Genomic DNA, 23109 nt, shown 5'->3' with positions numbered 1-23109 from the left:
TAGGACTGCAATCCGTTTAAACATAGGCATAACGTGGTGCCTCAGGCAGCCAGCGTTTTAGCAAAGCTTCGGCATGTGTAGGATAATCGTTTAAAATTTGCTGTGCCACATGATGCGCCTGTGCCAACAAATGATCATCCCGTTCTAATTTAGCCACCCGAAAGCCCATATCTCCCGTTTGTTTGGTTCCCAAGAGTTCACCTGGGCCGCGCAGTTCTAAATCTTTTTCTGCAATCACAAAACCATCGTTGGTTTCGCGCATAATCCGCAAGCGTTCTTGTCCATTTTGCGAAAGTGGATTTTTATACAACAGGGCACAAAAACTGGCTTTGGCACCCCGTCCGACTCGTCCACGTAGCTGATGTAGCTGTGAAAGTCCTAAACGCTCGGCATTTTCGATCACCATAATTGAAGCATTCGGTACATCGACCCCGACCTCAATTACTGTGGTGGCAATCAGCAACTGTAATTGATTGTCTTTAAATTGCTGCATGACGGCTTGTTTTTCATCGGCTTTCATTTTGCCGTGTACCAGCCCAATATTCAGTTCAGGAAAGCGTTCTTTAATTTCAGCAAAAGTCGCCTCGGCAGCTTGCGCATCTAAGGTTTCCGACTGTTCCACCAAGGTACAGACCCAATAGGCTTGTTTGCCTTCGGCACAATTGCTGGCAATGCGTTGTAAGACTTCTTCACGCCGATCTAGCGGAATAGTCACCGTTTGAATAGGTGTACGTCCTGGCGGTAGTTCATCAATCACCGAAGTGTCCAAATCGCCATAGGCGGACATGGCTAAAGTTCGCGGAATAGGCGTTGCAGTCATCACCAATTGATGCGGTGTAGTGTGATTGGCACCTTTATTGCGCAAAGCCAGACGTTGATCGACCCCAAAACGGTGTTGTTCATCAATAATCACCAAACCTAATTTGGCAAATTGCACATTGTCCTGAAATAACGCATGTGTCCCAACCACCAAATTGGCGCTACCATCTTGAATGCTCAGTTCAGCCGCTGCGCGTGCTTTGCCTTTTTGTTTGCCAGACAACCATGCCACTGTTAAGCCCAATGGTTCAAACCATTTTTGAAAGTTCAGATAATGTTGTTCTGCCAAAATTTCAGTGGGTGCCATCAGCGCGACTTGCCAACCTTCTTCTAGCGCATGACACGCTGCGACTGCAGCGACCAGCGTTTTACCTGCACCTACATCACCTTGTACCAAGCGCAGCATGGGTTTATTACGCTGCAAATCCTGCATGATTTCTTGCGAAACCCGTTGCTGTGCGCCTGTCATTTGAAATGGCATGTTGCCGAGTAACGCAGGCGCTAGTTTTTGACTTGGGGAAAAGGCAGGTGAGGCAATTTGCTGAATATAAGCCCGTCGGGTCAGTAAACTGACTTGATGCGCCACCAATTCTTCAAAAATCAGGCGTTGCTGTGCAGGGTGAGAGCCTTGTGCCAATTGCAGCATATTGGCATTTAAAGGTGGATGATGAATATAATCCAACGCCTGTTTGAGTGCATAGCCATTGGTCATTTTTTCAGGCAGGAGTTCAGGCAAATCATCACTATGCTGTGTCAAGGCCTGTTTGACGTATTCACGTAATTTGGCTTGGGTCAGCCCATCGGTGCTTGGGTAAATGGCAGTCAGTTGGGTTTTAGGCAGTGGGGTATGTTCAGTAATCAGTTGTAATTCGGGGTGATACATTTCCAGACCACGCGCCCCAACCCGTACTTCGCCAAATACTCTTAAACGATTGCCGAGTTTGGCACGATCTGTAATACCTTTATAAATATGATAAAAACGTAAGGTGATTTTTCCAAATTCATCTTCTAAATTGACCGCCATCGACTTGCGTTTACCCGGTGGAAAATCGACCCCTTTAACCACACCTTCGAGTAAATAGCTGCGCCCCACGTTTAATTGGTTCATGGGAATGATCGTGCTACGATCTTCATAGTCACGCGGTAGATGAAACAGCAAGTCATCTGTGGTGAAAATATTTAGTTTTTCGAGTAATGCAGCAGAGGCAGAGCCTACCCCTTGCAACTGATGGACTGCAGCCATGTCCCCTCAACTTTAAATGCTATGATTAGGTGCTGAATGCATATTCTATTTATTGGTTATGGTAAAACATCGCAGCGTGTTGCAAAACAACTATTTACGCTCGGTCATCAAATTACCACAATTAGCCGCAGTCCGAAAACAGATCCTGATATGACGCATCTGCTTCAGGATATTCAACAGCTCGATTTATCACAGATTCAACCTGTAGATGCCGTTTATGTATTGCTTGCACCGTCTCGGAATACCGCTTTAAGTTCTATAGAAGCCTATCAACAGACTTATGTAAATTCTGTGCCGCCGATCGTCGCTGCGTTAAAAGATTATCCTGTAAAACGAATTATTGTGGTGTCATCTACACGGGTGTATGGTGAAAATGCAGGTGAATGTATTGATGATGATACTGTGCCTAAGCCGAGTGATGTGCAAGGGCAGTTGTTGTTGCAGATGGAACATTTGTGGCAACAGGCTTACCCTGAACAATGTGTGATTGTGCGTCCTTCGGGTATTTATGGCGCATCGGTTGCACGCATGCTTAAACTTGCAGAAAGCACGAAAAGTTACCCAAATATACATTGGTCAAATCGAATTCATATTGATGATTTGGCGGGATTTTTGGCACATTTACTTCACGTGGAACATTCTGAAAAATCATATATCTGCACTAATAATCAACCACAGCCTTTGCATGAAATCATTTTAAAACTTCAGCGTGCATATGCTTTAGCTGAGTTGGTGTTGGAAAGTGAGCAGGAAACGGGGAAAAGGATTTTTGCTACGCGGATGGAAAAAACTGGATTTCAGTTAGAACATGTAGATTGCTTTGAGGATTATGTAAAGTTATTCGCTGAAATAGAATAGTAAAAGTTCCGGTGGTGTTTCAAAAAGTATGCTGAAAAAAACAATATGGCTTTTGATAAAATAGAGGTATGAAAATAACGCTACAAATCAAATGTCCTACCTGTCTAAGTAACAATATAAAGAGAAATGGCATCAAAGTAGATGGGAAACAAAACCATCAGTGCAAAGATTGCAAACGTCAGTTTATTGGTGATCATGCATTAAGCTATCAAGGGTGTAACTCAGGTATTACCGGCAAGATATTACATTTAATGGTCAGAGGAAGCGGTGTAAGAGATATTGCTGAAGTCGAGCGTATCAGCATTGGCAAGGTATTACGAACCTTAAGTGAATCGATCTATCAGATTCAGCCTAAACAAAGCCACTACGAATGTCTTGAAGTCGATGAACTTTGGACTTTTGTAGGGAATAAGAAAAATAAACAATGGCTTATTTATGCCTACCATCGAGAATCTGGAGAAATTGTTGCTTATGTTTGGGGTAAGCGGGATTTAGCAACGGTTCAACGTCTTAAAGCTAGACTTAAAAAGCTTGGGGTTCAATATGCTCGAATTGCGAGTGATCATTGGGATAGTTTTATCACAGCATTTCAATGTTGCAAGCAAGTGATCGGTAAGTTTTTTACCGTCGGTATTGAAGGTAACAATTGTAGAATTCGTCATCGAATCAGGCGTGGATTTAGGAGAAGTTGCAACTTTTCTAAAAAGCTCGAAAATCATTTTAAAGCCTTTGATTTGACTTTCTTTTACCTTAATAACGGATTTGTTTAACGCTAGCATACTTTTTGAAACACCACCAAAGTTCCTTCTCCTGCGCCATATAGGGTGCAAGAGAAGGAACTTTAAAAACTACTTCTTTTTTCGTTTTAAGCGTTTCTTCGCTTGTTGTGCAGCCAGTGCGTCTAAGGCTTCACGCAACTCTTCATCACTGAAGGTGGTGATGTGTTGTAACATTTGCAAAGTTACATCATCCAACACCAAATTGGCATATTGTGCGACGTTTTTAAAATTGTCATCAAACACAATCGCATTGTCACTGTTGGTGCTGATATAACCTTGCTGGGTCAATACTTTAATAAAGCTCTGGAACAAGGCTTTGTCAAAGAATTCAGGTGAATTGAATTCATACAGCACTGACAAACGCTGACCGACCAAATGGCTCAATTCTTCGACCTGACGTGCCGAAATATTGCCTGAGCCGCGTTGTGTAATCAGCGCCAGCGTCATGTAATAGCGCTCTAAACTTTGCATTACAGGTGCAGCCAAGACCACCAATTGGTTGTGATCTTCACTGTTTGGAGCAGGAGAAATCAAATTGCCTTCTGTATCTTCAGAAATCAATTTGGCCTGAATTAAAGCTTCTACATAAGCACAAATCCGTTCTTTGAGTTCCTGATCTTGCCATTTTAAGAATAGCTCAGCTTTCAGGAACGGATACAAGGTGCGAATGACATTGATGAGATCGCCACGACGAATAGAACCATTGTGTTTCACTAACGCAGCAATTAATGATGGCAAGACAAAGGCATGCAAAATATTGTTGCGGAAGTAGGTGAGTAACACTGCCTGATTGTCTTCAATCGCGATAATATCGCCCAGAACATGTTGCACGCGTTTAATCAGTTTGAGTTTTAAGCCGTAGGCAATAATTTCTTTGCCTGACAATGGCGTGACTTGAGTGCGCTCATCATAAGGCAGGGCAGTGAGCAGATTACGGTAAGTGTCTAACTGCTTCACACAAATTTCTTCATCCAAGGTATGTTTTGGTGTTGCCAGTAAAATCAGTGATAACAAGGATACTGGGTTAATCACTGCAGCACGGTTAATGTTTTCCAAAATCGCATGTGCAGATGTGTTTACTGCATCTGACACTTGTGGCGGAATTGGATCATCATTTTTTTCAATGCTGATATGTTCTGCATCGTGTTGTTTCAGTACTTCATCTAAAAATACAGGTTCGCCAAAGTTGACATGCACCTTGCCAAAAATCCGTTCAATCTTGCGCATGGTTTTTAAAATGCCGATGAGCGATTCAGATTCTTTTGGCTTGCCTTGCATTTCGCCCACATAGGTTGAGCCTTCCATCAGGCGCTCATAGCCAATATATGTTGGTACAAAAGCAATCGGTTTAGCACGACCACGTAAGTGACTGTGAATGGTCATGGCCAACATGCCCGTTTTAGGGGGTAACAAACGGCCTGTACGTGAACGTCCACCTTCAATAAAGTATTCAAGCGGTGTGTTACGCGACAAAATACTGAATAAATATTCTTTAAAGACGGTTGTGTATAAGCCGTTGCCACGGAAAGTACGACGGATAAAAAACGCACCGCCACCACGAAGCAATTGACCTACAAATGGCATATTCAGGTTATCGCCCGCAGCAATGTACGGCACCATCATGCCGCGTTTGTAAATCACATAAGACAGCAATAAATAGTCGATATGACTGCGGTGACATGGGGTATAGATAATTTCATAGTCTTTGGCCAGTTCGCGCACGGTACTAAAATTATGCACTTCCACGCCATCGTACAATTGTGTCCATAAGCGGGTCAGTGCCATATCGGCAAAGCGTACCGCTGCATGAGAGTAGTCCGACACGATTTCATTTAAATAACCAATCGCACGACGCTCGGCTTCAATCACGCTAATTTTACTGCGTAAACTTTCACGACGAATGGCATCTTGCACATCGGGAGATTTAATCAGACTGAGCATGACATTGCGGCGGTCAGACAAGTCTGGGCCAAGTACGACTTCACGTTGTCCATCTAAGTAATTATTTAGAGTGTTAACAATAAAGGTCGCAGGCGACAGGTTCGGATGCTCAGTTTTGGCATGTTCAATTAAAGCGCGTAATGATTGTGGCTCGTGAAATTCCAAATAAGACTGACGACCATGCACCCCAATATTCATTAACTGCTTGACTGTGCCAGGCGTTGCCCACGTATCGGTAAACAGTAGTTTAAACCACGAATCCTCTTTGTCTGGAGAACGTCCCCACAACACGGTCACAGGTACCAATTCAATATCAAGTTCTGGGTGTTGTTCTAATTGTTCAATTAAACGTAACAAGCGTGGCGGAAAAGCATAAGGTGGTGGATTGAGTAGGTTGTTCTCATCGTGATGCTGTAAAAACAGAATCGAGGCTTTTTCTTTATGTGAACCCATCACCAATGGATCAAGCGCAGGCGTGAGTTTTAAGCGACGTGTTTCGCCATCGACCACCAAGGCATTGCTGCGTGAGTGATTTTGCAATACGTAGCAAGTTATCTTGGTGCGAGTGGCATTTGAGTCTACACTTTGCGCATCCTTGACAGGGACTTCACCCAAAACATGCGGTGTCACCACAAGGTCAAGCAGCTTACCAGAAAGCTGACGATACATTTGACCAAAACCACGCTTGGACATACTCACTCCTACTTCATCACCTAAGTCCCTAGCCAGTAGGGAATTTATTTTGCGTCATTGTATCTAATAATCGCGCTGCATTTTTAGATAATTTGCATGAATATTGTTAGATTTTATCGTTAAAAATCGTATTTTTAGCAAAATTGATCGGCTAAGTTGTGACACAGCGGTCAGTCTTTGATGGGTAAAAGATGCAGAATCTATGGCAAAATAGCAGGCTTAAAATAGTCAGTTTATTTTGACGATTTATTTTTTCATCGACTTCGATCCCGCATCCCCAATTTCCGCCATACATAGGTTAGTTATGAACGCACTCACACAAGAGCTGGTTGAACTTCTTTGTTTAGAAAAGTTAGAAGAAAATATCTACCGAGGTATCAGTCGTAACTTGGTGGGTAAACGTGTTTTTGGTGGACAGGTTTTGGGACAGGCTTTACGTGCTGCATCTTATACCACTGATCGTCCTGCGCACTCCTTACATGCTTATTTCTTGTTTGGTGGAGATGTCAACGCACCCATTATTTATGAGGTTGACCGCTTACGAGATGGTAAAAGTTTTTCTAGCCGTCAGGTGCGTGCCATTCAACATGGACGTACTATTTTTACGGCAATAGTGTCGTTTGCGCCATTGGAAGAAGGCTTGAACTATCAAATTTCAGAGCCGAATTATCCCGCCGCTGAACTTTTAAAAAATGAAGCTGAATTAAAACAGCATATTGTTGAATTTGTACCTGAAAACGTTCGCGCCAGTTTTATGCGTGATCGTCATGTTGAAATTCGTCCAATTAACCCGAGCAATCCTTTTTTACCCCAGCCTGAAGCGCCTGTTTATGCGCACTACATTCGTACCCATGACAGCATTTCACCAGAGGTGGATGAAGTGTCTTTGCATCAGGCAATTGCGGCATTTTATTCAGACTTCACGTTAATGACCACAGCACTGCGTCCGCATGGTTTGAGCTATTTATCACCAAGTTTGCAGTGTGCCAGTATTGACCATGCCATGTATTTCCATAAACCGTTCCGTGTGGATGACTGGATGCTGTACGACATGGAAGCCACCATTAGCACTAGTTCGCGTGGTTTGAACTTTGGGCGCATGTGGCAAAATGGTGAATTGGTGTGTAGCACCAGTCAGGAAGGCTTGATTCGTTTACGTGAAATCGAAACGCAATAAAATATAGCCTTTAAAATCTACATTCATCAGCCGACATTCATGTCGGCTTTTTTACATCCTGAAGCACGATCTGAACCTAATCAAAGTGCGCTAGAAAAATAATACTCGATTCAATTTCAGCCACATGGCATAGTCCACACATCACATTAAAAAACTCAATTGCGTATGAGCCTCAATACACAAATTCTAATTGCCGCAATTTTGGGTGTGGTGTTTGGTTTTATTCTGAATCTATTTCCAGACAGCACATTTTTTAGCGCCAGTTTGTATGGCATTGGTTTAATGAGCAGTATTTTTATTGGTTTACTGAAAATGCTGCTGATCCCACTAATTTTTAGCTCAATTGTGGTCGGTGTGTCGAACTTACAGGCTGTAGGGCAATTGAGTCGAGTCTGGAAAATTACGTTGGCGTGTTGTGTCACCACCACGACTTTGGCTTTAATTTTAGGTTTGGCGTGTGCGCATTTATTTGCAGTGGGTAAAGGCGTAGATATTGTGATGTTTCAAGATGCTATGGCGCAGCATCAAAGCCCAGACACGCTTACGCCGTCTTCGTTTTTTACCAATTTCATTCAAAACACCTTAATCAATCCGTTTAAAGCTTTTGCCGAGGGTAATGTTTTGGCAGTGGTGATATTTGCCTTATTGGTGGGTGTGGCGCTGGTCAAAGGCGGGGAGCACTTTAAAACGGTACGTAAACTCAGTCAGCAATTTTTTGAAATTATGATGTTGATGATTGGCTGGGTAATGAAACTGGCACCTTTGGGGATTTTTGCTTTATTGGCTAAGTTGGTTGCAACCGAGGATATTTCAGTCCTGAGTCGTTTGGCAGAGTTTGCTGCAGTGGTCACGGGCACCACGATTTTTCATGGTGTGGTGGTCTTGCCTTTGCTGTTGTGGATATTTGGCAAAATGGATCCGATCACCTTTTTTAAAGGCACACGTGCTGCCTTAATTACGGCTTTTGCCACCAGTTCCAGTTCTGCCACTATGCCACTTTCGATGAAATGTGCGCAGGAAAATTTAGGTGTGCGTCCGCAAACTGCAGGCTTTGTGATCCCGTTAGGTACACAACTGAATATGGATGGAACGGCATTGTATGAAGCTGCAGCGGCTTTGTTTGTTGCCAATTTAATGGGGCTGGATTTAAGTTTAGGACAGCAATTAATTGTCTGTGCCACAGCCATGATCGCTTCTTTGGGCGCGCCTGGTATTCCAAGCGCAGGTATGGTGACGATGATTATGGTATTACAATCGGTGGGCTTGCCTGCAGAAGCGATTGCGATTTTATTGCCGATCGACCGTTTGTTGGATACTGTGCGTACTGTGGTCAATGTGCAGGGCGATATGATGATTAGTGTGGTGGTCGATCGGCATACTCGTGATGACCCTGCACTGCATTCCTGATAATGGGTTTAAAATCGAATCAAGTTTTCAGCATCATCCTGTTTTATTGTGCTATGTAAAGACATGAGCCAAAGCAGATTAATCCCAACATGGGCTGTAGGCCACTTCCCAAATATGACCATCTAAGTCCTGAAAATAACCTGCATAACCGCCGTAAAAGGTGCTCTGTGCAGGTTTTAAAATTTTCGCACCTGCATTTTTTGCTTGTTTCAATACCTGATCGACCTCGAGTGGGCTATGTACATTATGTCCTAAAGTGATTTGTGCAGCACTGCTGGCTGTACCTGTTAAGCCTGTATCTTGTTGTAAACTTTGTTTAGACCATAAAGCCAGTTTTAAGCCTGCTTGCAGTTCAAAAAAGACCACCGCACCTTGTTCAAATTCCTGTCCAATAATGCCTTCAGTTACAAGTCCTAAGCCGTCGCGGTAAAAATCGAGTGCACGTTGTAAATCTTCTACCGCTAAGGTAATCACTGAAATGTGTGCCTGCATGTTTGATCTCCTTATCTTATGTAATTGTTTAAGCGTTTAATTGTTATGATCTTGACAGTAGGGCATTTCTGGCTGCGTTGTAAAGTGCAACTTTGGTGGAGAGGGAGATTGTGATTACGGCGTAAAACTGAAAGTGGACATACAAATAAAAAGTCCTATTCGAGATTGAGCGAATAGGACTTTATGTTATATACCAATAGTCAGTAATTTAACGGACTATTTGGTTTCGGTATCAGATGCGGTTAAATCGTCAGTTTCTAAAAATTCAGGCTGATCAACATCAACATCAACATCATCGCCAGTCGCTTCTGGAATGCTGTCTAAATCAAATTGATGCGCTTGTTCTAAGGTAAAGTTCAAACGTCCGCCCATCACACTCGCAAGTTCTTCCAAACCTTGCTTATTGAGTGATGAAAACAATTGAATCGAGAAATCTAGTTTCATCTTTTTCAACTGCTGTTTGACTTCAAGCAATACTTTATTGGCAGGGCCGCGGTTGAGTTTGTCCGATTTGGTGAGCAATACATGCACGAACAATTTACGCGAATACGCCCATTCCAGCATCATCACATCAAAGTGCTGTAAGGGATGGCGAATATCCATCAGTAACACCAAGCCTTGTAAACTTTTACGATGAATCAAATAATTTTCGAGTTCTTTTTGCCACACAATTTTCATGGCTTCAGGTACGGCTGCATAACCATAACCGGGTAAATCGACCAAACGCTGTTCGGGGTTGCCCAAACTAAAGAAGTTGATCATTTGAGTACGACCCGGTTTTTTAGAAGCACGTGCCAATTGTTTTTGATTGGTTAAAGCATTAATTGCACTGGACTTACCTGCGTTGGAGCGTCCTGCAAAAGCCACTTCGTAGCCAGTATCTTCTACACATAAATTCAGTTTAGGCGCACTCATTAAAAACTCGGCTTTACGCAGCCAGTTTAAGGCGCGAACAGAGTATTCAGTAATGGCAGGGTCTACTTTTTTCTCGTAGCTAATTTTCTGCCGTGGCTGTGCTGCTGCCTTACTGTTTTTCGATTTTCCTCTGCTATGGTGCATAACTTAACTTCAATTCATGGTCTACAAACAGGCATTATAAAGCAAGTCATACAGGCAAGCGACCTTTGCGCCCTGAATGCCCGAAAAAAGCAACATCTAGGATGATATTGCTTTGACCGTTTAAGTTACTTTAAAGATGAATCAGCGGGATTGGAGATTGTGTACTGAACTGTAAATTGGGTACAGGCTGTAGCACTTCACCCAAGCTGTATTGATCTAAGCTTTGATAAAACTGTTCCATTGCCTGATTGAGAATGCCTTTTAGTCCACATTGCGCACGCAGCACGCAGGGCGGGGTATTACACTCTACAATTTGATTTTCACCTTGCAGGATTCTCACCACATGACCTAAACGCAAAGGCAATGCTTCAGGATGCAAACGAATCCCGCCACCTTTACCACGAGTGGTAATTAGCCATCCTTGCTTACCCATAAAGTGAACGATTTTTACCAGATGGTTCTGGGAAACATGCAAATCCTGTGCAATTTCCGCAATGGTATAGGGTACATCTCGAGGACGCGAGATATACATTAAAATACGCAGCGCATAGTCGGTGAATTTATTTAATTGCATGATCGCACAGATGTTTTTTTTAAATACAAATAAATTAAGGCTAGTCTAGCATAACTAGACTAGCCTTACCTATTAGCTTTTAATGCTTTAGATTAGTGGCGAACACCACCTGTACCAAACGCTTCGCTATGGATTTGCTCATCTTTGATGCCACGCGCAAGTAAAGCTTTACGCTGTTCTGCCATGAATGGCATTGGACCACATAAGTAGTAATCTGCATCGGCTGGTAACAGCGCTGCATCTACAGTGCTGAGGTCTAAACGACCTGCAACATCGTAATCTTGACCCAGTACATCACCTTCGTTCGGGAACTCATACGCAGTCAACGTATGAATACGTGGACATTTTGCAGTTAAGTCTTGGAGATGCTGTTTCATGGCATGTACTTGTTTGCTACGACATGCGTGAATAAATGTCACAGGTTGTGGCACATCTAAAGTCACCAATTGATTCAACATTGCAATCATTGGTGTTAAGCCAACGCCGCCACTAATGAAGACATTGCGTTTGTTGCTGTCGATGAGGAAGAAGTTACCTGTTGGTGCAGATACTTCAACTTCAGAACCTTCTGGTAATTGGTGCAATACGTTCGATACCCAACCTGCAACTTTATCTGCACCATTGCCTGGCTCACGTTTTACAGAAATACGTAAGTAATCTTGTTGTGGGCTAGTCGATAGCGTGTATTGACGTGGTTGCTTCAAGCCAAGTTCAGGTACAAATACGCGTACTGAAATATATTGACCTGCTTCGTATTTTGGTAAATCGCCACCATCTACTGGCTCGAAGTAGATTGAAGTGATTTCGTCACTTTCTACAACTTTCTTGGCAATTTTGAAATTACGCCAGCCTAACCAGCTGCCTTTAGTTTGTTCGTGTTGTTCGTAGATTGCACGTTCAGCATTAATAAACACTTCTGCTAACTGACCATAAGCAGCTGCCCATGCATCAATTAGAGGATCTTCCATTGAAATATTTAATACTTCGCTAATAGAGTGAAGTAGGTTTTCGCCCACAATATTATAGTCAGGTGCTTGAATGTTTAAGCTCACGTGTTTGTGGGCAATCAATTCAATCACAGGCGCAAGCACAGAAGGATCTTCAATGTTTTCAGCATAAGCCAATACAGCACCTGCAAGCGCTTGAGCCTGCGCACCACTACGTTGGTGACCCATGTTAAAGGTTTCTTTTAGATCAGGATTATTCCCCAACATGCGGTTATAGAAATAACCAGTCAGTGCGACACCATTTTCACGGAGTACAGGAACAGTTGCTTTTACAAGGTCAATTTGCTGTGGAGTCATGTTCGATCTCTCATGGCTGTTATTTATAAGATGTATTCAAAATACATCTTATAAATAAGGATTGCAAACATTTTTTTGTGAAACCTTAAAAAAAATATGGATTATAAAAATATCCCATTATTTTTAAAGTTTTTATGGGGTTTGTAGATGTGACAGCGAGAGGTTTGTAAGTGTTCATTTAGGTTTTGGATGGTGCATCCATGAATGAAATCTATACAAACCTCATCGTTTATAACATGCTATTTCTTACCAAATAATGACCCTAACAAACCTCGTACAATTTTCTGCCCTGTAGAACCGCCTAAGCTGCGTGCTGCGCTTTTGGCAAAGGTACCCACAATATCTTGAGTCAGTTTTTCACGCTGTTTGGCAGCGCGTTCTGCTTCTTTTTGCTGTTCGCGGGCTAGACGTTCTTGCTCGCGCGCTTGTTGTTTGGCCAGTGCCTCGGCCTCTTTAGCCTCTTGCTTGGCGCGAGCTTCAGCTTCTTTGGCTTCAATTTTAGCTTGTTCTGCTGCTGCGGCTAGTTGCTGACGTTGTTCAACTTTTTGTTGCAGCATTTCATAAGCACTTTCACGATCTAATTGCTGCTCATACACACCTGCAATAACACTCTGGCTGATACAGGCTTGACGTTCTTCTGTGCTAATTGGGCTAAACGATGAGTAGGGCGGCATTACCCAAGCGCGTTCTACAATTTGCGGTGTGCCTTGTTCATCTAAGCAACTAATTAAGGCTTCACCTACCGCAAGTTCGGTAATGGCTTGTTCAACTTTAAAGTCTGGGTTGGCACGGAATGTATCTGCGGCAGTTTTTACTGCTTTTTGGTCTTTGGGTGTAAAAGCACGTAAGGCATGCTGAACACGGTTACCCAATTGTCCCAATACGCTTTCAGGCAAGTCCAGCGGGTTTTGGGTCACAAAATAAATCCCCACGCCTTTAGAGCGAATTAAGCGTACCACTTGTTCAATTTTTTCTTGTAGCGCGCTGCTGGCATTGTCAAATAACAAGTGTGCTTCATCAAAAAAGAACACCAGTTTTGGCTTGTCCATATCGCCCACTTCAGGCAATTGTTCAAACAGTTCTGATAACATCCATAATAAAAAGGTGGCGTACAGTTTTGGCGTGTTCATGAGTTTGTCTGCAGCCAAAACATTAATATTGCCGCGTCCCTGACTGTCAGTTTGAATAAAATCCAAAATATCCAAACTCTGCTCACCAAAGAATTTATCACCGCCCTGATCAGCTAAAGCCAGTAAATTGCGCTGAATCGCACCCAAACTGGCTGGAGAAAGATTGCCATACTCAGCTTTAAATTCACTGGCGTGTTCGCTGACATAGGTCAGCATGGCTTTTAAATCTTTAAAATCAATCAGTAATAAACCCTGATCATCGGCAATACGGAATACCGCAGACAACACGCCCTCTTGGGTGTCATTCAGGTTCAGCATTTGCGCCAATAATAACGGGCCAATTTCAGAAATGGTGGTACGAATCGGATGACCTTGTTCGGCAAATAAATCCCAAAACACCACAGGAGATGCTGCAAACGGAATGCTTTCGATACCTAAGCTCTTAATACGTGCATCAAACTTTGGGCTGCTGCTGCCTGCTTTGGCTAGACTGGAAACATCGCCTTTGGCATCGGCTAAAAATACGGGTACACCAATTCGTGAAAAGCTTTCTGCCAAGACTTTTAAGGTGACGGTTTTACCTGTACCTGTTGCACCTGCAATTAAACCGTGGCGGTTGGCAAACTGTGAATGTAAAACCACGTCTTGTTGAACGTCGGCAGTTTTTTTACCAATAACGATTGCTGTACTCATATTTTTATCCTGATTTATATAGCTATTGTTAAAATGATGATCTGTGCTGCATTAGTCGCTGAAGCGTTGTAAGGCATTTTGAATATCTTGAATTAAATCTGCAGGATGTTCTAGCCCAATACAAAAACGCACCAATAATCCTTCAGCCAAGTGAGAGTGCTCTAGGGTACGCATGGACTTGAGATCGTAAAGCATCACTAAACTTACGGGGCCGCCCCAGCTAAAGCCGAGTTTAAATAAAGATAGTGCATCACAGAATTGGCGTACAGCGGCTAAATCATATTCAGGCTTAAAAATCACACTGACCAAACCTGCGCTGTGTCCATCGCGGCAAATTTCTTTCCAATACGCATGCCCCGCAGATGTGGCATCAGCAGGATGCAACACCTGAGCAAATTGTGGTTGTAGTTTCAGCCAGTTCAGTAACTGCAAACAGCTTTGCGCTTGGTGTTCATAGCGCAATTGCATTGAGGCTAAGCTACGTTGTACTTGCGCAACATCATCGCCCGATACACAAATGCCTTGGATGGCATGCATACGAAATAATTGATGATGTAAATGTTGATCACGGGTCACCACAGAACCCATTAATATATCGCCACCACCACTTGGGTACTTGGTTAGGGCATGGACACTTATATCGACACTTAAATGATCGTCACCAAAATCGAAAGCATTAAAAGCAAGCCCTGCACCCCAAGTGTTATCTAAGGCTGTGAGCATATGATGTGCTTTGGCTTTTTTGACTAAGGCGCTCAAATCGGGAAATTCCAACGTGACCGAGCCTGCGGCTTCCAGCCAAATCAGTTTGGCTTTTGCAGAGGGTTGAAAGCTATCGACATCAATTGGATTGTAGACTTGAACGGTGATGCCGTAACGCTGCTCTAAATTGCGTAAATGCTCCATGTTTGGGCCGTAAATATTGTCAGCCACCCAAACTTCATCGCCTTGACTTAAAAAGCAGGAATTCACCAAATTAATTGCTGATAGTCCGCTTGGTGCGAGTAAGCAGTATTCACCACCTTCTAATTGCGCAATCTGATCAGCGAGTGTGAATGTAGTCGGTGTGCCATGTGTGCCATAGCTATAATCATAAGCATCAGTCCAGTGTCGATTAAACAGTACATCTGTGTTTTCAAAGATAATGGTCGATGCACGAAATAGGGGAGGCTGTACCGTTTGAATATATTGTGGGGCACGTCTTGGTGCATGAATTAAAGCAGTTTGAGCATTTTTCTTCACAGGTTCACTCAGAAAATAAGCAAATATTGAGTTTAGCTTAAGAGAAATACTGGCTTTAGGCTATAAAAAGCTGCACTACAAGACATACCTTGAACTTGGCGCTATTTTTGCAGAAGCTGAAGTATAGAAAATACAAAGGATGATCCAGATGAAAGCACCACTAAGCGTGCATTATTTTCAGCATAGTGCAGGTGAAGGTTTTGGAAGTTGCTATGACTATTTAAAGCAGATGGGGGCGCATATCACTGCAACCGAATTTTTTGCTTTACCGCCTGAGCAAAATATTGAAATTGAAGCTCTGCCCAAAGTTGAAGAGATTGACCTGTTAATTGTGATGGGCGGTGCCATGAGTGTAAATGATGAAGTACATTATCCATGGTTAAAAACAGAAAAACGCTGGATTAGGCGTTATTTGGCGATGGGTAAACCTGCAATCGGTTTGTGTTTAGGTGGGCAGATGATTGCCAATGCGTTGGGTGCAGCAGTGAGTCCTAATCCTGAACAGGAGCGCGGTTGGCATCCTGTCTATAAAGTCGAAAATATACCAGAAAGCTGTTTCCAAATGCCTGATCAAATCTCAGTGATGCAGTGGCATGGCGAAACTTTTGAATTACCTAAGGGCGCGGTAAGACTTGCCAGTAATGCCGCTTGCACCAATCAACTGTATCAAATTGGGAAAAACGTACTAGGATTTCAGTTCCATCCAGAAATTACCCCACGGGCTTTGCAGTTGTTTTTGGACAATGCTGAAATGAAACCTGCATTTTCAGGCATGTATGTACAACCCGCGCATGAATTAAAACAGATGTCTGCAGCACAATTTCAGGCAGGCAACCAATTAATGAATCGTGCAATAGATTATGTTTTAATACAAAGCAAACTTAGGGAATAAAGTCATGGATTGTGCTGCTAACACAGAAATGAAAGTTAGTCATGGTGAGGATGATTTGCGCTGTCAAGGTAGAGGAAATGGTCAAAAAGCAGATTGTCTAAATTTACACTCAATAATTGGATAGGAATGCTGCTTAACTCATATATAAAGTGCTAATCGTATATTTTAAAAAGAGAAATCGGCAGAGCGTGAAAAATAAAGCAATAAAGCCAAAAAGAGATTTGCTTATGCATTAAACAATCGTTATAATGGGCGACCCTTTATGCAAGGGGGTTAACTGCGAAGAAAGTAGTTAACATCGTGACAGTCGTGGCATCGATCATGACCTTAGTGATAATTCACTGCCTTTGACACTTGCCTTAAATTAGTGGGGTGAGATGCGTCAAGGGTGATTCTTTATATATTTGGCTTGGAGTTAACTGGTATGTCTAACCAGAGAATTCGTATCCGTTTGAAGTCTTTTGATCATCGTCTGATTGATCAATCTGCTCAAGAAATCGTAGAAACCGCTAAGCGTACTGGCGCACAAGTTTGTGGTCCAATCCCGATGCCAACTCGCATCGAACGCTTCAACGTTTTAACATCACCACACGTAAACAAAGATGCACGCGACCAGTATGAAATCCGTACTTACAAGCGTTTGATCGACATTGTTCAACCTACCGATAAAACTGTTGATGCGTTGATGAAATTAGATCTAGCAGCTGGTGTTGATGTTCAGATTGCATTGGGTTAAGGCTTTCGGTTAATTAACACTCTAAGTTAATTAGGCCGCTTTTTTAGAGGTTTATGCACATGGCTATTGGTTTAGTCGGTCGCAAGTGCGGTATGACCCGTATCTTTACAGATGCTGGTGTTTCTGTACCTGTTACAGTGATTGAGGTTGATCCTAACCGCATCACTCAAATCAAAACGCTTGAAACAGATGGTTATCAAGCAATTCAGGTTACTACTGGTGAACGTCGCGAATCTCGCGTAACTAACGCTCAGAAAGGTCACTTCGCTAAAGCGGGTGTTGCTGCTGGTCGTTTAGTTCAAGAATTCCGTGCTACAGAAGCTGACCTTGAAGGTCGTGAAGTTGGCGGAACTATCGGTGTGGATTTGTTCACAGTAGGTCAGATCGTTGACGTAACTGGTCAGTCTAAAGGTAAGGGTTTCCAGGGTGGTGTTAAGCGTTGGAACTTCCGTACTCAAGACGCTACTCACGGTAACTCTGTTTCTCACCGTGTTCTAGGTTCTACAGGTCAAAACCAGACTCCTGGTCGCGTATTCAAAGGCAAAAAAATGGCTGGCCATTTAGGTGCTGAGCGCGTAACTGTACAGGGTCTTGAAATTGTATCTATCGACACAGAGCGTTCAGTTCTTGTTGTTAAGGGTGCGATTCCTGGTGCGACTGGTGGTGACGTAACTGTACGTCCTACGATCAAGGCTTGAGGGGAAATAACGTGAATTTAAATACTGTTTCCGGCTCTGCTGTTGAGTTATCTGAAGTTGCGTTCGGTCGTGAATTCAATGAAGCACTTGTACACCAAGTTGTTACGGCTTACTTAGCTGGTGGTCGTCAAGGCTCTAAAGCTCAGAAATCACGTGCAGACGTTGCTGGCGGTGGTAAAAAACCATTCCGTCAAAAAGGTACTGGCCGCGCTCGTGCTGGTTCTATTCGTAGCCCAATCTGGGTTGGTGGTGGTAAAACTTTTGCTGCTCGTCCACAAGATTGGTCTCAAAAAGTTAACCGCAAAATGTACCGCGGTGCAATGCAATGTATCTTAGCTGAACTTGTTCGCCAAGATCGTCTTGTATTGGTTGAAGAGTTTGCTGTTGAAGCTCCTAAAACTAAAGAGTTGCTTGCAAAACTTAACGACTTGAATGCAACTCGCGCATTGATCGTAACTGAAGCTGTAGATGAGAATCTATATCTTGCAGCGCGTAACCTTCCACACGTTGATGTGGTTGATGCTACTGCAATCGATCCTGTTAGCTTGATCGCGTTCGACAAAGTTGTAATGTCTGTTGCTGCTGCTAAGAAAATTGAGGTAGAACTCGGATGAACAACGAACGTTTATATCAAGTCCTACAAGGACCTGTATTTTCAGAAAAAGCACAAGTTTTAGGCGAAACTGCTGGTGTTCAAGTATTCAAAGTTGCATTAAATGCAAACAAACTTGAAATCAAAAAAGCAGTTGAGCAATTATTTGGTGTGGAAGTTGTTAAAGTTAACACGACTATCACTAAAGGTAAGACTAAGCGCTTTGGTCGTACATTAGGACGCCGTTCTGATGTTAAAAAAGCATACGTCACCCTGAAAGCTGGCCAAGATGTTGAAATGGCTGACTTGGGCGATACCGCTGAAAGCGCAGCGGAATAAGGACGAAATTTATGCCGATTCAAAAATGTAAGCCAACGTCTCCAGGACGTCGCTTTGTAGAGAAAGTCGTTCACGACCATCTTCACAAAGGTGCGCCTTATGCGCCGTTGGTAGAAGCTAAAAAACGTACTGGTGGTCGTAACAACAACGGTCACATTACTACACGTCACGTTGGTGGTGGTCATAAGCAACACTACCGTATCGTAGACTTCAAACGTAACAAAGATGGCATTCCTGCTGTTGTAGAGCGTATTGAATACGATCCAAACCGTACTGCACACATCGCATTGTTGAAGTATGCTGACGGTGAACGTCGTTATATTATTGCGCCTAAAGGTTTACGTGCTGGTGATCAAGTTCAATCTGGTAACGATGCTCCAATCCGCCCAGGTAACTGCTTGCCACTTCGTAACATGCCAATCGGTGCTACTCTTCACAACATCGAACTTAAAATCGGTAAAGGTGCTCAATTAGCGCGTTCTGCTGGTACTTCAGTTCAATTGTTGGGTCGTGACGGTTCATACGCTATCGTTCGTCTACGTTCAGGCGAAATGCGTAAAGTGCACGTTGAATGTCGCGCTGTGTTAGGTGAAGTATCTAACTCAGAAAGCAACCTTCGTTCACTTGGTAAAGCAGGTGCTTCGCGCTGGCGTGGTGTTCGTCCTACCGTTCGTGGTATGGCAATGAACCCGGTTGATCACCCGCACGGTGGTGGTGAAGGGCGTACTAAAGGTATCCAACCTGTAAGCCCATGGGGTCAAAAAGCTAAAGGGTACAAGACACGTACCAACAAGCGTACGACTAAGATGATTATTCGCGACCGTCGCGTTAAGTAACAAGTAAAGGAATCTGACAATGCCTCGTTCTCTGAAAAAAGGCCCATTCGTCGATGCGCACTTGTTCGCTAAGGTTGAAGCGGCAATCGCGGCTAATAACCGTAAGCCGATCAAAACTTGGTCGCGTCGTTCGATGATCCTCCCAGATTTTGTTGGTTTAACAATTTCTGTTCACAATGGTCGTAACCATGTTCCAGTGATTATCTCTGAACACATGGTTGGTCATAAACTCGGTGAATTCGCGCCAACTCGTACCTATCGTGGTCACGGTGTTGACAAGAAGTCTAAACGTTAATAGGTGCTATGATGGAAGTAACTGCTAAATTACGCGGTGCCGCTATCTCGGCACAAAAAGCACGTTTGGTTGCAGATCTTATCCGCGGCAAATCTGTTGCGCATGCACTTAACATTTTAAACTTCAGCAACAAAAAAGCTGCTGTTTTAGTTAAGAAAGCATTGGAATCTGCAATTGCAAATGCTGAACACAATAACAGTTTAGATGTAGACGACCTTAAAGTATCTACGATTTACGTTGACGAAGGCATGAGCCTTAAACGTATTATGCCACGTGCTAAAGGCCGTGCAGATCGTATTACTAAGCGTACTTGTCACATCACCGTTAAGGTAGGGGTTTGATATGGGTCAGAAGGTTCATCCAATCGGTATCCGCCTAGGTGTTGTGAAACGTCATAACGCTAACTGGTATGCGAATCCGAAACAATACGCTGAATACTTGCTTAAAGACCTTCAAGTTCGTGAGTTTTTAACTAAAAAACTTAAGAACGCAATGGTAAGCAATATTCTTATCGAACGTCCAACGGGTGCTGCTAAAGTAACAATTAGCACTGCGCGTCCTGGTATCGTAATCGGTAAAAAAGGCGAAGACATTGAGAAATTACAACGCGAATTAACATCTATTATGGGTGTTCCTGCGCAAGTAAGCATCAACGAAATTGACCGTCCAGACTTAGATGCACGTTTAGTTGCTGAAGCAATCGCTTCTCAATTAGAAAAGCGTGTAATGTTCCGTCGTGCTATGAAGCGTGCGGTACAGAACTCTATGCGTGCTGGTGCTAAAGGTATCAAAGTTGAAGTTTCTGGTCGTTTAGGTGGCGCAGAGATTGCACGTACTGAATGGTATCGTGAAGGTCGTGTACCTTTGCATACACTTCGTGCGGACATCGACTATGCAACTATGCGTGCTGAAACTACTTACGGTACGATTGGCGTTAAAGTTTGGGTATTCCGTGGTGAAATCTTGGGTGGCATGAAACAAGTCATGAACCCAGCACCTGCTGAAGAACGTCCAGCTAAACGCGGTCGCGGTCGTGGTGAAGGTCAAGAGCGTCGTGGTCGTCGCAATGATCGTTCTGCTGAAAAAGGAGAATAATCCATGTTGCAACCTAAACGTACTAAATTCCGTAAGGTGCAAAAAGGCCGTAACACTGGCTTAGCGCACCGTGGTAGCTCAGTATCTTTCGGTACTATCGCTCTTAAATCAGTTGAACGTGGTCAAATGACTGCGCGTCAAATTGAAGCGGCACGTCGTACAATCAGCCGTCGTATTAAGCGTGGTGGTAAGATCTTTATCCGTGTATTCCCAGACAAACCAATTACTTCTAAGCCTCTTGAAGTGCGTATGGGTAAAGGTAAAGGTTCTGTGGAATATTGGGTTTGTCAAATCAAACCAGGTAAAGTCTTGTACGAAATTGATGGTGTGAACGAAGAATTGGCACGTGAAGCATTTACGCTTGCTGCTGCTAAACTTCCGTTTAAAACCACTATCGTGACTCGGACGGTAATGTAATGAAAACTAAAGATCTACGTGAAAAGTCGGTAGAAGAGTTGACAGCTTTGCTTGATGAGCAACAGCTTAACCAATTCCGTCTTCGTATGGCGAAAGCAACTGGTCAATTGGGTAAATCGCATGAAGTTGCGCTTACTCGTAAAACTATTGCACGCATCAAGACCCTCCTTACCGAAAAACAGGGGAACGGGCAATGAGTCAAAATACAGTCCGCACGTTAACTGGCAAAGTTGTAAGCGACAAAATGGAAAAATCTATTGTTGTCCTTATTGAACGCCAAGTTCAACACCCGTTGTATGGCAAATTGATTCGCCGTTCAACCAAATTACACGCTCATGATGAGAACAATACCGCCAAGATTGGTGATGTTGTAACCATCAAAGAAAGCCGCCCAATGTCTAAAACTAAGTCATGGACTTTAGTTGAAGTTGTTGAAGCTGCTGCTGAGTAATTAACGTTCTTGTTGCATCATCGGTCAATTTCGAGTACTCTTTGAGCCTTTCGAAATTGTGACCGGTGATGCTCGGTTTTGGAGTAGGGCAATGATTCAAACCGAAACGATGCTTGACGTAGCTGACAACAGTGGTGCTCGCCGCGTACAATGTATTAAAGTACTAGGTGGTTCACATCGTCGTTATGCTTCTGTTGGCGACATTATTAAAGTTACTGTAAAAGAAGCTATTCCACGCGCACGTGTTAAAAAAGGTGACGTGATGAATGCTGTTGTTGTACGTACAAAGTTCGGTATTCGTCGTCCAGACGGTTCTGTGATCCGTTTTGATGATAACGCTGCTGTTATTTTGAATAACAACAAAGCACCGATTGCAACTCGTATTTTCGGACCAGTGACTCGTGAACTTCGTACTGAACAGTTCATGAAAATCATTTCATTGGCTCCTGAAGTTCTATAAGAGGCAATCATGGCTAAGATTAAAAAAGGCGATCAAGTAATTGTGATCGCAGGTAAAGAAAAAGGCAAACAGGGTACTGTTCTGTCAGTTTCTAATGACCGTGTTAAGGTCGAAGGTCTTAACTTGGTTAAGAAGCACCAGAAGCCAAACCGTGCTACGGGCGCTGAAGGCGGTATCGTAACGCAGGAAGCTTCGCTTCATATCTCAAACGTGGCAATTTTTAATGCTACAACCCAAAAGGCTGACCGTGTTGGTTACCAAACGATTGATGGCGTGAAAACTCGCGTTTATAAATCGAATGGTGAATCAGTGGCGGTGGCGAAGTAATAGGTTGAAATAGGCAATGGCCAGACTTAAAACACGTTACAACGACGAACTTAAGGCTCAATTACAAGAACAATTGGGCGTTAAGAATGTGATGGAGATCCCTCGCATCACTAAAATTACCATCAACATGGGTGTTGGTGCTGCAGCTGCTGACAAGAAATTGTTAGATGGCGCTCTTTCTGATATGCAAGCTATTGCTGGTCAAAAACCAGTTTTAACATTAGCTCGTAAATCAATCGCTGGTTTTAAAATCCGTGATGGTTGGCCGATTGGTTGTAAAGTTACTTTACGCGGCGAACGTATGTACGAATTCTTAGACCGTTTGATCTCTATCGCGATCCCTCGTATCCGTGACTTCCGTGGTTTCTCTTCGAAATCATTCGATGGTCGTGGTAACTACTCTATGGGTCTCAAGGAACAAATCATGTTCCCTGAAATCGATTTCGATAAGATTGATCAAATTCGTGGTATGGACATCACCATCACTACGACTGCTCGCACCGATGACGAAGGCCGTGCGCTTATGCGTGCATTCGGCTTCCCGTTCAAATAAGAGGTCG

27 protein-coding genes are annotated in these 23109 nt (G+C 43.3%); 19 read left to right on the top strand and 8 right to left on the bottom strand.

Features of this window, described 5'->3' with window-relative positions:
- Nucleotides 1-16 precede the first annotated feature (16 nt).
- Nucleotides 17-2062, bottom strand: a complete 2046-nt coding sequence (gene recG, locus FTU92_RS01235; RefSeq protein ID WP_167846341.1) for an ATP-dependent DNA helicase RecG — start codon at nucleotides 2060-2062, stop codon at nucleotides 17-19.
- A gap of 36 nt (nucleotides 2063-2098) precedes the next feature.
- On the opposite strand from recG, the gene FTU92_RS01230 reads away from it, so the two are divergent.
- Both FTU92_RS01230 and FTU92_RS01225 read left to right on the top strand, forming a co-directional pair.
- Nucleotides 2099-2920: an NAD-dependent epimerase/dehydratase family protein gene (locus FTU92_RS01230; RefSeq protein ID WP_180095319.1), complete on the top strand. Its 822-nt coding sequence runs from the start codon at nucleotides 2099-2101 to the stop codon at nucleotides 2918-2920.
- A gap of 68 nt (nucleotides 2921-2988) precedes the next feature.
- Nucleotides 2989-3690 carry an IS1 family transposase gene (locus tag FTU92_RS01225; protein WP_004282345.1) on the top strand — a complete coding sequence of 234 codons (702 nt, stop codon included), beginning with the start codon at nucleotides 2989-2991 and terminating at the stop codon, nucleotides 3688-3690.
- Between the two features lie 78 nt (nucleotides 3691-3768).
- Here FTU92_RS01225 and plsB read toward each other — a convergent pair whose 3' ends face one another.
- Nucleotides 3769-6333 carry a glycerol-3-phosphate 1-O-acyltransferase PlsB gene (gene plsB / locus FTU92_RS01220; RefSeq protein WP_180095317.1) on the bottom strand — a complete coding sequence of 855 codons (2565 nt, stop codon included), beginning with the start codon at nucleotides 6331-6333 and terminating at the stop codon, nucleotides 3769-3771.
- Nucleotides 6334-6637: 304 nt separating this feature from the next.
- Here plsB and FTU92_RS01215 point away from each other — a divergent pair, with 304 nt between their 5' ends.
- Together FTU92_RS01215 and FTU92_RS01210 are read left to right on the top strand one after the other, a co-directional pair.
- Nucleotides 6638-7510, top strand: a complete 873-nt coding sequence (locus FTU92_RS01215) for an acyl-CoA thioesterase II (protein WP_096901357.1) — start codon at nucleotides 6638-6640, stop codon at nucleotides 7508-7510.
- A gap of 165 nt (nucleotides 7511-7675) precedes the next feature.
- Nucleotides 7676-8917: a dicarboxylate/amino acid:cation symporter gene (locus tag FTU92_RS01210; RefSeq protein WP_004974680.1), complete on the top strand. Its 1242-nt coding sequence runs from the start codon at nucleotides 7676-7678 to the stop codon at nucleotides 8915-8917.
- A gap of 78 nt (nucleotides 8918-8995) precedes the next feature.
- Here FTU92_RS01210 and FTU92_RS01205 read toward each other — a convergent pair whose 3' ends face one another.
- The 6 genes from FTU92_RS01205 to FTU92_RS01180 all read right to left on the bottom strand — a co-directional run bounded on the left by FTU92_RS01205 (nucleotide 8996) and on the right by FTU92_RS01180 (nucleotide 15411).
- Entirely contained in the window at nucleotides 8996-9409 is a 414-nt protein-coding gene (locus FTU92_RS01205; protein WP_019836869.1) for a VOC family protein, read from the bottom strand.
- A 216-nt stretch (nucleotides 9410-9625) separates the two neighbouring features.
- Nucleotides 9626-10468: a ribosome biogenesis GTP-binding protein YihA/YsxC gene (yihA, locus tag FTU92_RS01200; RefSeq protein ID WP_131260590.1), complete on the bottom strand. Its 843-nt coding sequence runs from the start codon at nucleotides 10466-10468 to the stop codon at nucleotides 9626-9628.
- A 130-nt stretch (nucleotides 10469-10598) separates the two neighbouring features.
- Nucleotides 10599-11042: an Rrf2 family transcriptional regulator gene (locus tag FTU92_RS01195; protein WP_004974689.1), complete on the bottom strand. Its 444-nt coding sequence runs from the start codon at nucleotides 11040-11042 to the stop codon at nucleotides 10599-10601.
- 92 nt (nucleotides 11043-11134) lie between these two features.
- Nucleotides 11135-12346 (bottom strand): NO-inducible flavohemoprotein, encoded by a 1212-nt coding sequence (gene hmpA / locus FTU92_RS01190; protein WP_004974691.1) that lies wholly within the window; start codon nucleotides 12344-12346, stop codon nucleotides 11135-11137.
- 239 nt (nucleotides 12347-12585) lie between these two features.
- Entirely contained in the window at nucleotides 12586-14169 is a 1584-nt protein-coding gene (locus FTU92_RS01185; RefSeq protein WP_180095315.1) for a helicase HerA-like domain-containing protein, read from the bottom strand.
- A 51-nt stretch (nucleotides 14170-14220) separates the two neighbouring features.
- The gene (locus FTU92_RS01180; RefSeq protein ID WP_180095312.1) at nucleotides 14221-15411 is read right to left on the bottom strand and encodes a PLP-dependent transferase; all 1191 of its coding nucleotides are present in this window, start codon (nucleotides 15409-15411) and stop codon (nucleotides 14221-14223) included.
- Between the two features lie 148 nt (nucleotides 15412-15559).
- On the opposite strand from FTU92_RS01180, the gene FTU92_RS01175 reads away from it, so the two are divergent.
- The 15 genes from FTU92_RS01175 (at nucleotide 15560) to rplE (ending at nucleotide 23102) form a co-directional block, all read left to right on the top strand.
- On the top strand, nucleotides 15560-16303 hold the full coding sequence (locus FTU92_RS01175) for a type 1 glutamine amidotransferase (protein WP_180095310.1): 744 nt from the start codon (nucleotides 15560-15562) through the stop codon (nucleotides 16301-16303).
- A 424-nt stretch (nucleotides 16304-16727) separates the two neighbouring features.
- The gene (gene rpsJ / locus FTU92_RS01170) at nucleotides 16728-17039 is read left to right on the top strand and encodes a 30S ribosomal protein S10 (RefSeq protein ID WP_000070912.1); all 312 of its coding nucleotides are present in this window, start codon (nucleotides 16728-16730) and stop codon (nucleotides 17037-17039) included.
- A 59-nt stretch (nucleotides 17040-17098) separates the two neighbouring features.
- The gene (rplC, locus tag FTU92_RS01165) at nucleotides 17099-17737 is read left to right on the top strand and encodes a 50S ribosomal protein L3 (RefSeq protein WP_026438075.1); all 639 of its coding nucleotides are present in this window, start codon (nucleotides 17099-17101) and stop codon (nucleotides 17735-17737) included.
- Nucleotides 17738-17748: 11 nt separating this feature from the next.
- A complete protein-coding gene (rplD, locus tag FTU92_RS01160; protein WP_004974702.1) occupies nucleotides 17749-18351 on the top strand; it encodes a 50S ribosomal protein L4 in 603 nt (200 codons plus the stop codon).
- The gene (rplW, locus tag FTU92_RS01155; RefSeq protein WP_004974703.1) at nucleotides 18348-18668 is read left to right on the top strand and encodes a 50S ribosomal protein L23; all 321 of its coding nucleotides are present in this window, start codon (nucleotides 18348-18350) and stop codon (nucleotides 18666-18668) included. Before rplD ends, rplW begins: the two co-directional genes overlap by 4 nt.
- Before the next feature lie 11 nt (nucleotides 18669-18679).
- Nucleotides 18680-19504 carry a 50S ribosomal protein L2 gene (gene rplB, locus FTU92_RS01150; RefSeq protein ID WP_004974706.1) on the top strand — a complete coding sequence of 275 codons (825 nt, stop codon included), beginning with the start codon at nucleotides 18680-18682 and terminating at the stop codon, nucleotides 19502-19504.
- A gap of 19 nt (nucleotides 19505-19523) precedes the next feature.
- On the top strand, nucleotides 19524-19799 hold the full coding sequence (gene rpsS / locus FTU92_RS01145; RefSeq protein ID WP_004673001.1) for a 30S ribosomal protein S19: 276 nt from the start codon (nucleotides 19524-19526) through the stop codon (nucleotides 19797-19799).
- A gap of 11 nt (nucleotides 19800-19810) precedes the next feature.
- A complete protein-coding gene (gene rplV / locus FTU92_RS01140) occupies nucleotides 19811-20140 on the top strand; it encodes a 50S ribosomal protein L22 (RefSeq protein ID WP_001982638.1) in 330 nt (109 codons plus the stop codon).
- A 1-nt stretch (nucleotide 20141) separates the two neighbouring features.
- The gene (gene rpsC, locus FTU92_RS01135; protein WP_004974711.1) at nucleotides 20142-20894 is read left to right on the top strand and encodes a 30S ribosomal protein S3; all 753 of its coding nucleotides are present in this window, start codon (nucleotides 20142-20144) and stop codon (nucleotides 20892-20894) included.
- Nucleotides 20895-20897: 3 nt separating this feature from the next.
- Nucleotides 20898-21311, top strand: coding sequence for a 50S ribosomal protein L16 (gene rplP, locus FTU92_RS01130; protein WP_004691317.1), 414 nt, complete (start codon nucleotides 20898-20900; stop codon nucleotides 21309-21311).
- Nucleotides 21311-21508 (top strand): 50S ribosomal protein L29, encoded by a 198-nt coding sequence (gene rpmC, locus FTU92_RS01125; RefSeq protein ID WP_004650482.1) that lies wholly within the window; start codon nucleotides 21311-21313, stop codon nucleotides 21506-21508. The genes rplP and rpmC overlap by 1 nt, the downstream gene beginning before the upstream one ends.
- Nucleotides 21505-21762 carry a 30S ribosomal protein S17 gene (rpsQ, locus tag FTU92_RS01120; protein WP_004974714.1) on the top strand — a complete coding sequence of 86 codons (258 nt, stop codon included), beginning with the start codon at nucleotides 21505-21507 and terminating at the stop codon, nucleotides 21760-21762. The genes rpmC and rpsQ overlap by 4 nt, the downstream gene beginning before the upstream one ends.
- A 91-nt stretch (nucleotides 21763-21853) precedes the next feature.
- Nucleotides 21854-22222, top strand: coding sequence for a 50S ribosomal protein L14 (rplN, locus tag FTU92_RS01115; RefSeq protein WP_001982634.1), 369 nt, complete (start codon nucleotides 21854-21856; stop codon nucleotides 22220-22222).
- Between the two features lie 9 nt (nucleotides 22223-22231).
- Nucleotides 22232-22549: a 50S ribosomal protein L24 gene (rplX, locus tag FTU92_RS01110; RefSeq protein ID WP_004974717.1), complete on the top strand. Its 318-nt coding sequence runs from the start codon at nucleotides 22232-22234 to the stop codon at nucleotides 22547-22549.
- Between the two features lie 16 nt (nucleotides 22550-22565).
- Nucleotides 22566-23102, top strand: a complete 537-nt coding sequence (gene rplE, locus FTU92_RS01105) for a 50S ribosomal protein L5 (RefSeq protein WP_004974719.1) — start codon at nucleotides 22566-22568, stop codon at nucleotides 23100-23102.
- Nucleotides 23103-23109: the final 7 nt, after the last annotated feature.

The sequence above is a fragment of the Acinetobacter sp. YH12205 genome (assembly GCF_013418125.1).
Taxonomy (GTDB): domain Bacteria; phylum Pseudomonadota; class Gammaproteobacteria; order Pseudomonadales; family Moraxellaceae; genus Acinetobacter; species Acinetobacter towneri.
Note: the sequence above shows the minus strand (reverse complement) of the source record. Positions and strands in the feature narration are given on the sequence as shown.

Excerpts from the sequence above, each read along its gene's own strand:
- rpsC (WP_004974711.1), top strand. The coding sequence starts at position 20,142 with ATGGGTCAGAAGGTTCATCCAATCGGTATCCGCCTAGGTGTTGTGAAA.
- rplW (WP_004974703.1), top strand. The coding sequence starts at position 18,348 with ATGAACAACGAACGTTTATATCAAGTCCTACAAGGACCTGTATTTTCA.
- yihA (WP_131260590.1), bottom strand. The coding sequence starts at position 10,468 with ATGCACCATAGCAGAGGAAAATCGAAAAACAGTAAGGCAGCAGCACAG.
- rplB (WP_004974706.1), top strand. The coding sequence starts at position 18,680 with ATGCCGATTCAAAAATGTAAGCCAACGTCTCCAGGACGTCGCTTTGTA.
- rpsS (WP_004673001.1), top strand. The coding sequence starts at position 19,524 with ATGCCTCGTTCTCTGAAAAAAGGCCCATTCGTCGATGCGCACTTGTTC.
- hmpA (WP_004974691.1), bottom strand. The coding sequence starts at position 12,346 with ATGACTCCACAGCAAATTGACCTTGTAAAAGCAACTGTTCCTGTACTC.
- FTU92_RS01195 (WP_004974689.1), bottom strand. The coding sequence starts at position 11,042 with ATGCAATTAAATAAATTCACCGACTATGCGCTGCGTATTTTAATGTAT.
- FTU92_RS01215 (WP_096901357.1), top strand. The coding sequence starts at position 6,638 with ATGAACGCACTCACACAAGAGCTGGTTGAACTTCTTTGTTTAGAAAAG.
- rplN (WP_001982634.1), top strand. The coding sequence starts at position 21,854 with ATGATTCAAACCGAAACGATGCTTGACGTAGCTGACAACAGTGGTGCT.
- FTU92_RS01185 (WP_180095315.1), bottom strand. The coding sequence starts at position 14,169 with ATGAGTACAGCAATCGTTATTGGTAAAAAAACTGCCGACGTTCAACAA.
- rpmC (WP_004650482.1), top strand. The coding sequence starts at position 21,311 with ATGAAAACTAAAGATCTACGTGAAAAGTCGGTAGAAGAGTTGACAGCT.
- FTU92_RS01205 (WP_019836869.1), bottom strand. The coding sequence starts at position 9,409 with ATGCAGGCACACATTTCAGTGATTACCTTAGCGGTAGAAGATTTACAA.
- rplC (WP_026438075.1), top strand. The coding sequence starts at position 17,099 with ATGGCTATTGGTTTAGTCGGTCGCAAGTGCGGTATGACCCGTATCTTT.
- rplP (WP_004691317.1), top strand. The coding sequence starts at position 20,898 with ATGTTGCAACCTAAACGTACTAAATTCCGTAAGGTGCAAAAAGGCCGT.
- rpsJ (WP_000070912.1), top strand. The coding sequence starts at position 16,728 with ATGTCTAACCAGAGAATTCGTATCCGTTTGAAGTCTTTTGATCATCGT.
- recG (WP_167846341.1), bottom strand. The coding sequence starts at position 2,062 with ATGGCTGCAGTCCATCAGTTGCAAGGGGTAGGCTCTGCCTCTGCTGCA.
- rplE (WP_004974719.1), top strand. The coding sequence starts at position 22,566 with ATGGCCAGACTTAAAACACGTTACAACGACGAACTTAAGGCTCAATTA.
- FTU92_RS01225 (WP_004282345.1), top strand. The coding sequence starts at position 2,989 with ATGAAAATAACGCTACAAATCAAATGTCCTACCTGTCTAAGTAACAAT.
- FTU92_RS01210 (WP_004974680.1), top strand. The coding sequence starts at position 7,676 with ATGAGCCTCAATACACAAATTCTAATTGCCGCAATTTTGGGTGTGGTG.
- FTU92_RS01175 (WP_180095310.1), top strand. The coding sequence starts at position 15,560 with ATGAAAGCACCACTAAGCGTGCATTATTTTCAGCATAGTGCAGGTGAA.
- rplV (WP_001982638.1), top strand. The coding sequence starts at position 19,811 with ATGGAAGTAACTGCTAAATTACGCGGTGCCGCTATCTCGGCACAAAAA.
- plsB (WP_180095317.1), bottom strand. The coding sequence starts at position 6,333 with ATGTCCAAGCGTGGTTTTGGTCAAATGTATCGTCAGCTTTCTGGTAAG.
- FTU92_RS01230 (WP_180095319.1), top strand. The coding sequence starts at position 2,099 with ATGCATATTCTATTTATTGGTTATGGTAAAACATCGCAGCGTGTTGCA.
- rpsQ (WP_004974714.1), top strand. The coding sequence starts at position 21,505 with ATGAGTCAAAATACAGTCCGCACGTTAACTGGCAAAGTTGTAAGCGAC.
- rplX (WP_004974717.1), top strand. The coding sequence starts at position 22,232 with ATGGCTAAGATTAAAAAAGGCGATCAAGTAATTGTGATCGCAGGTAAA.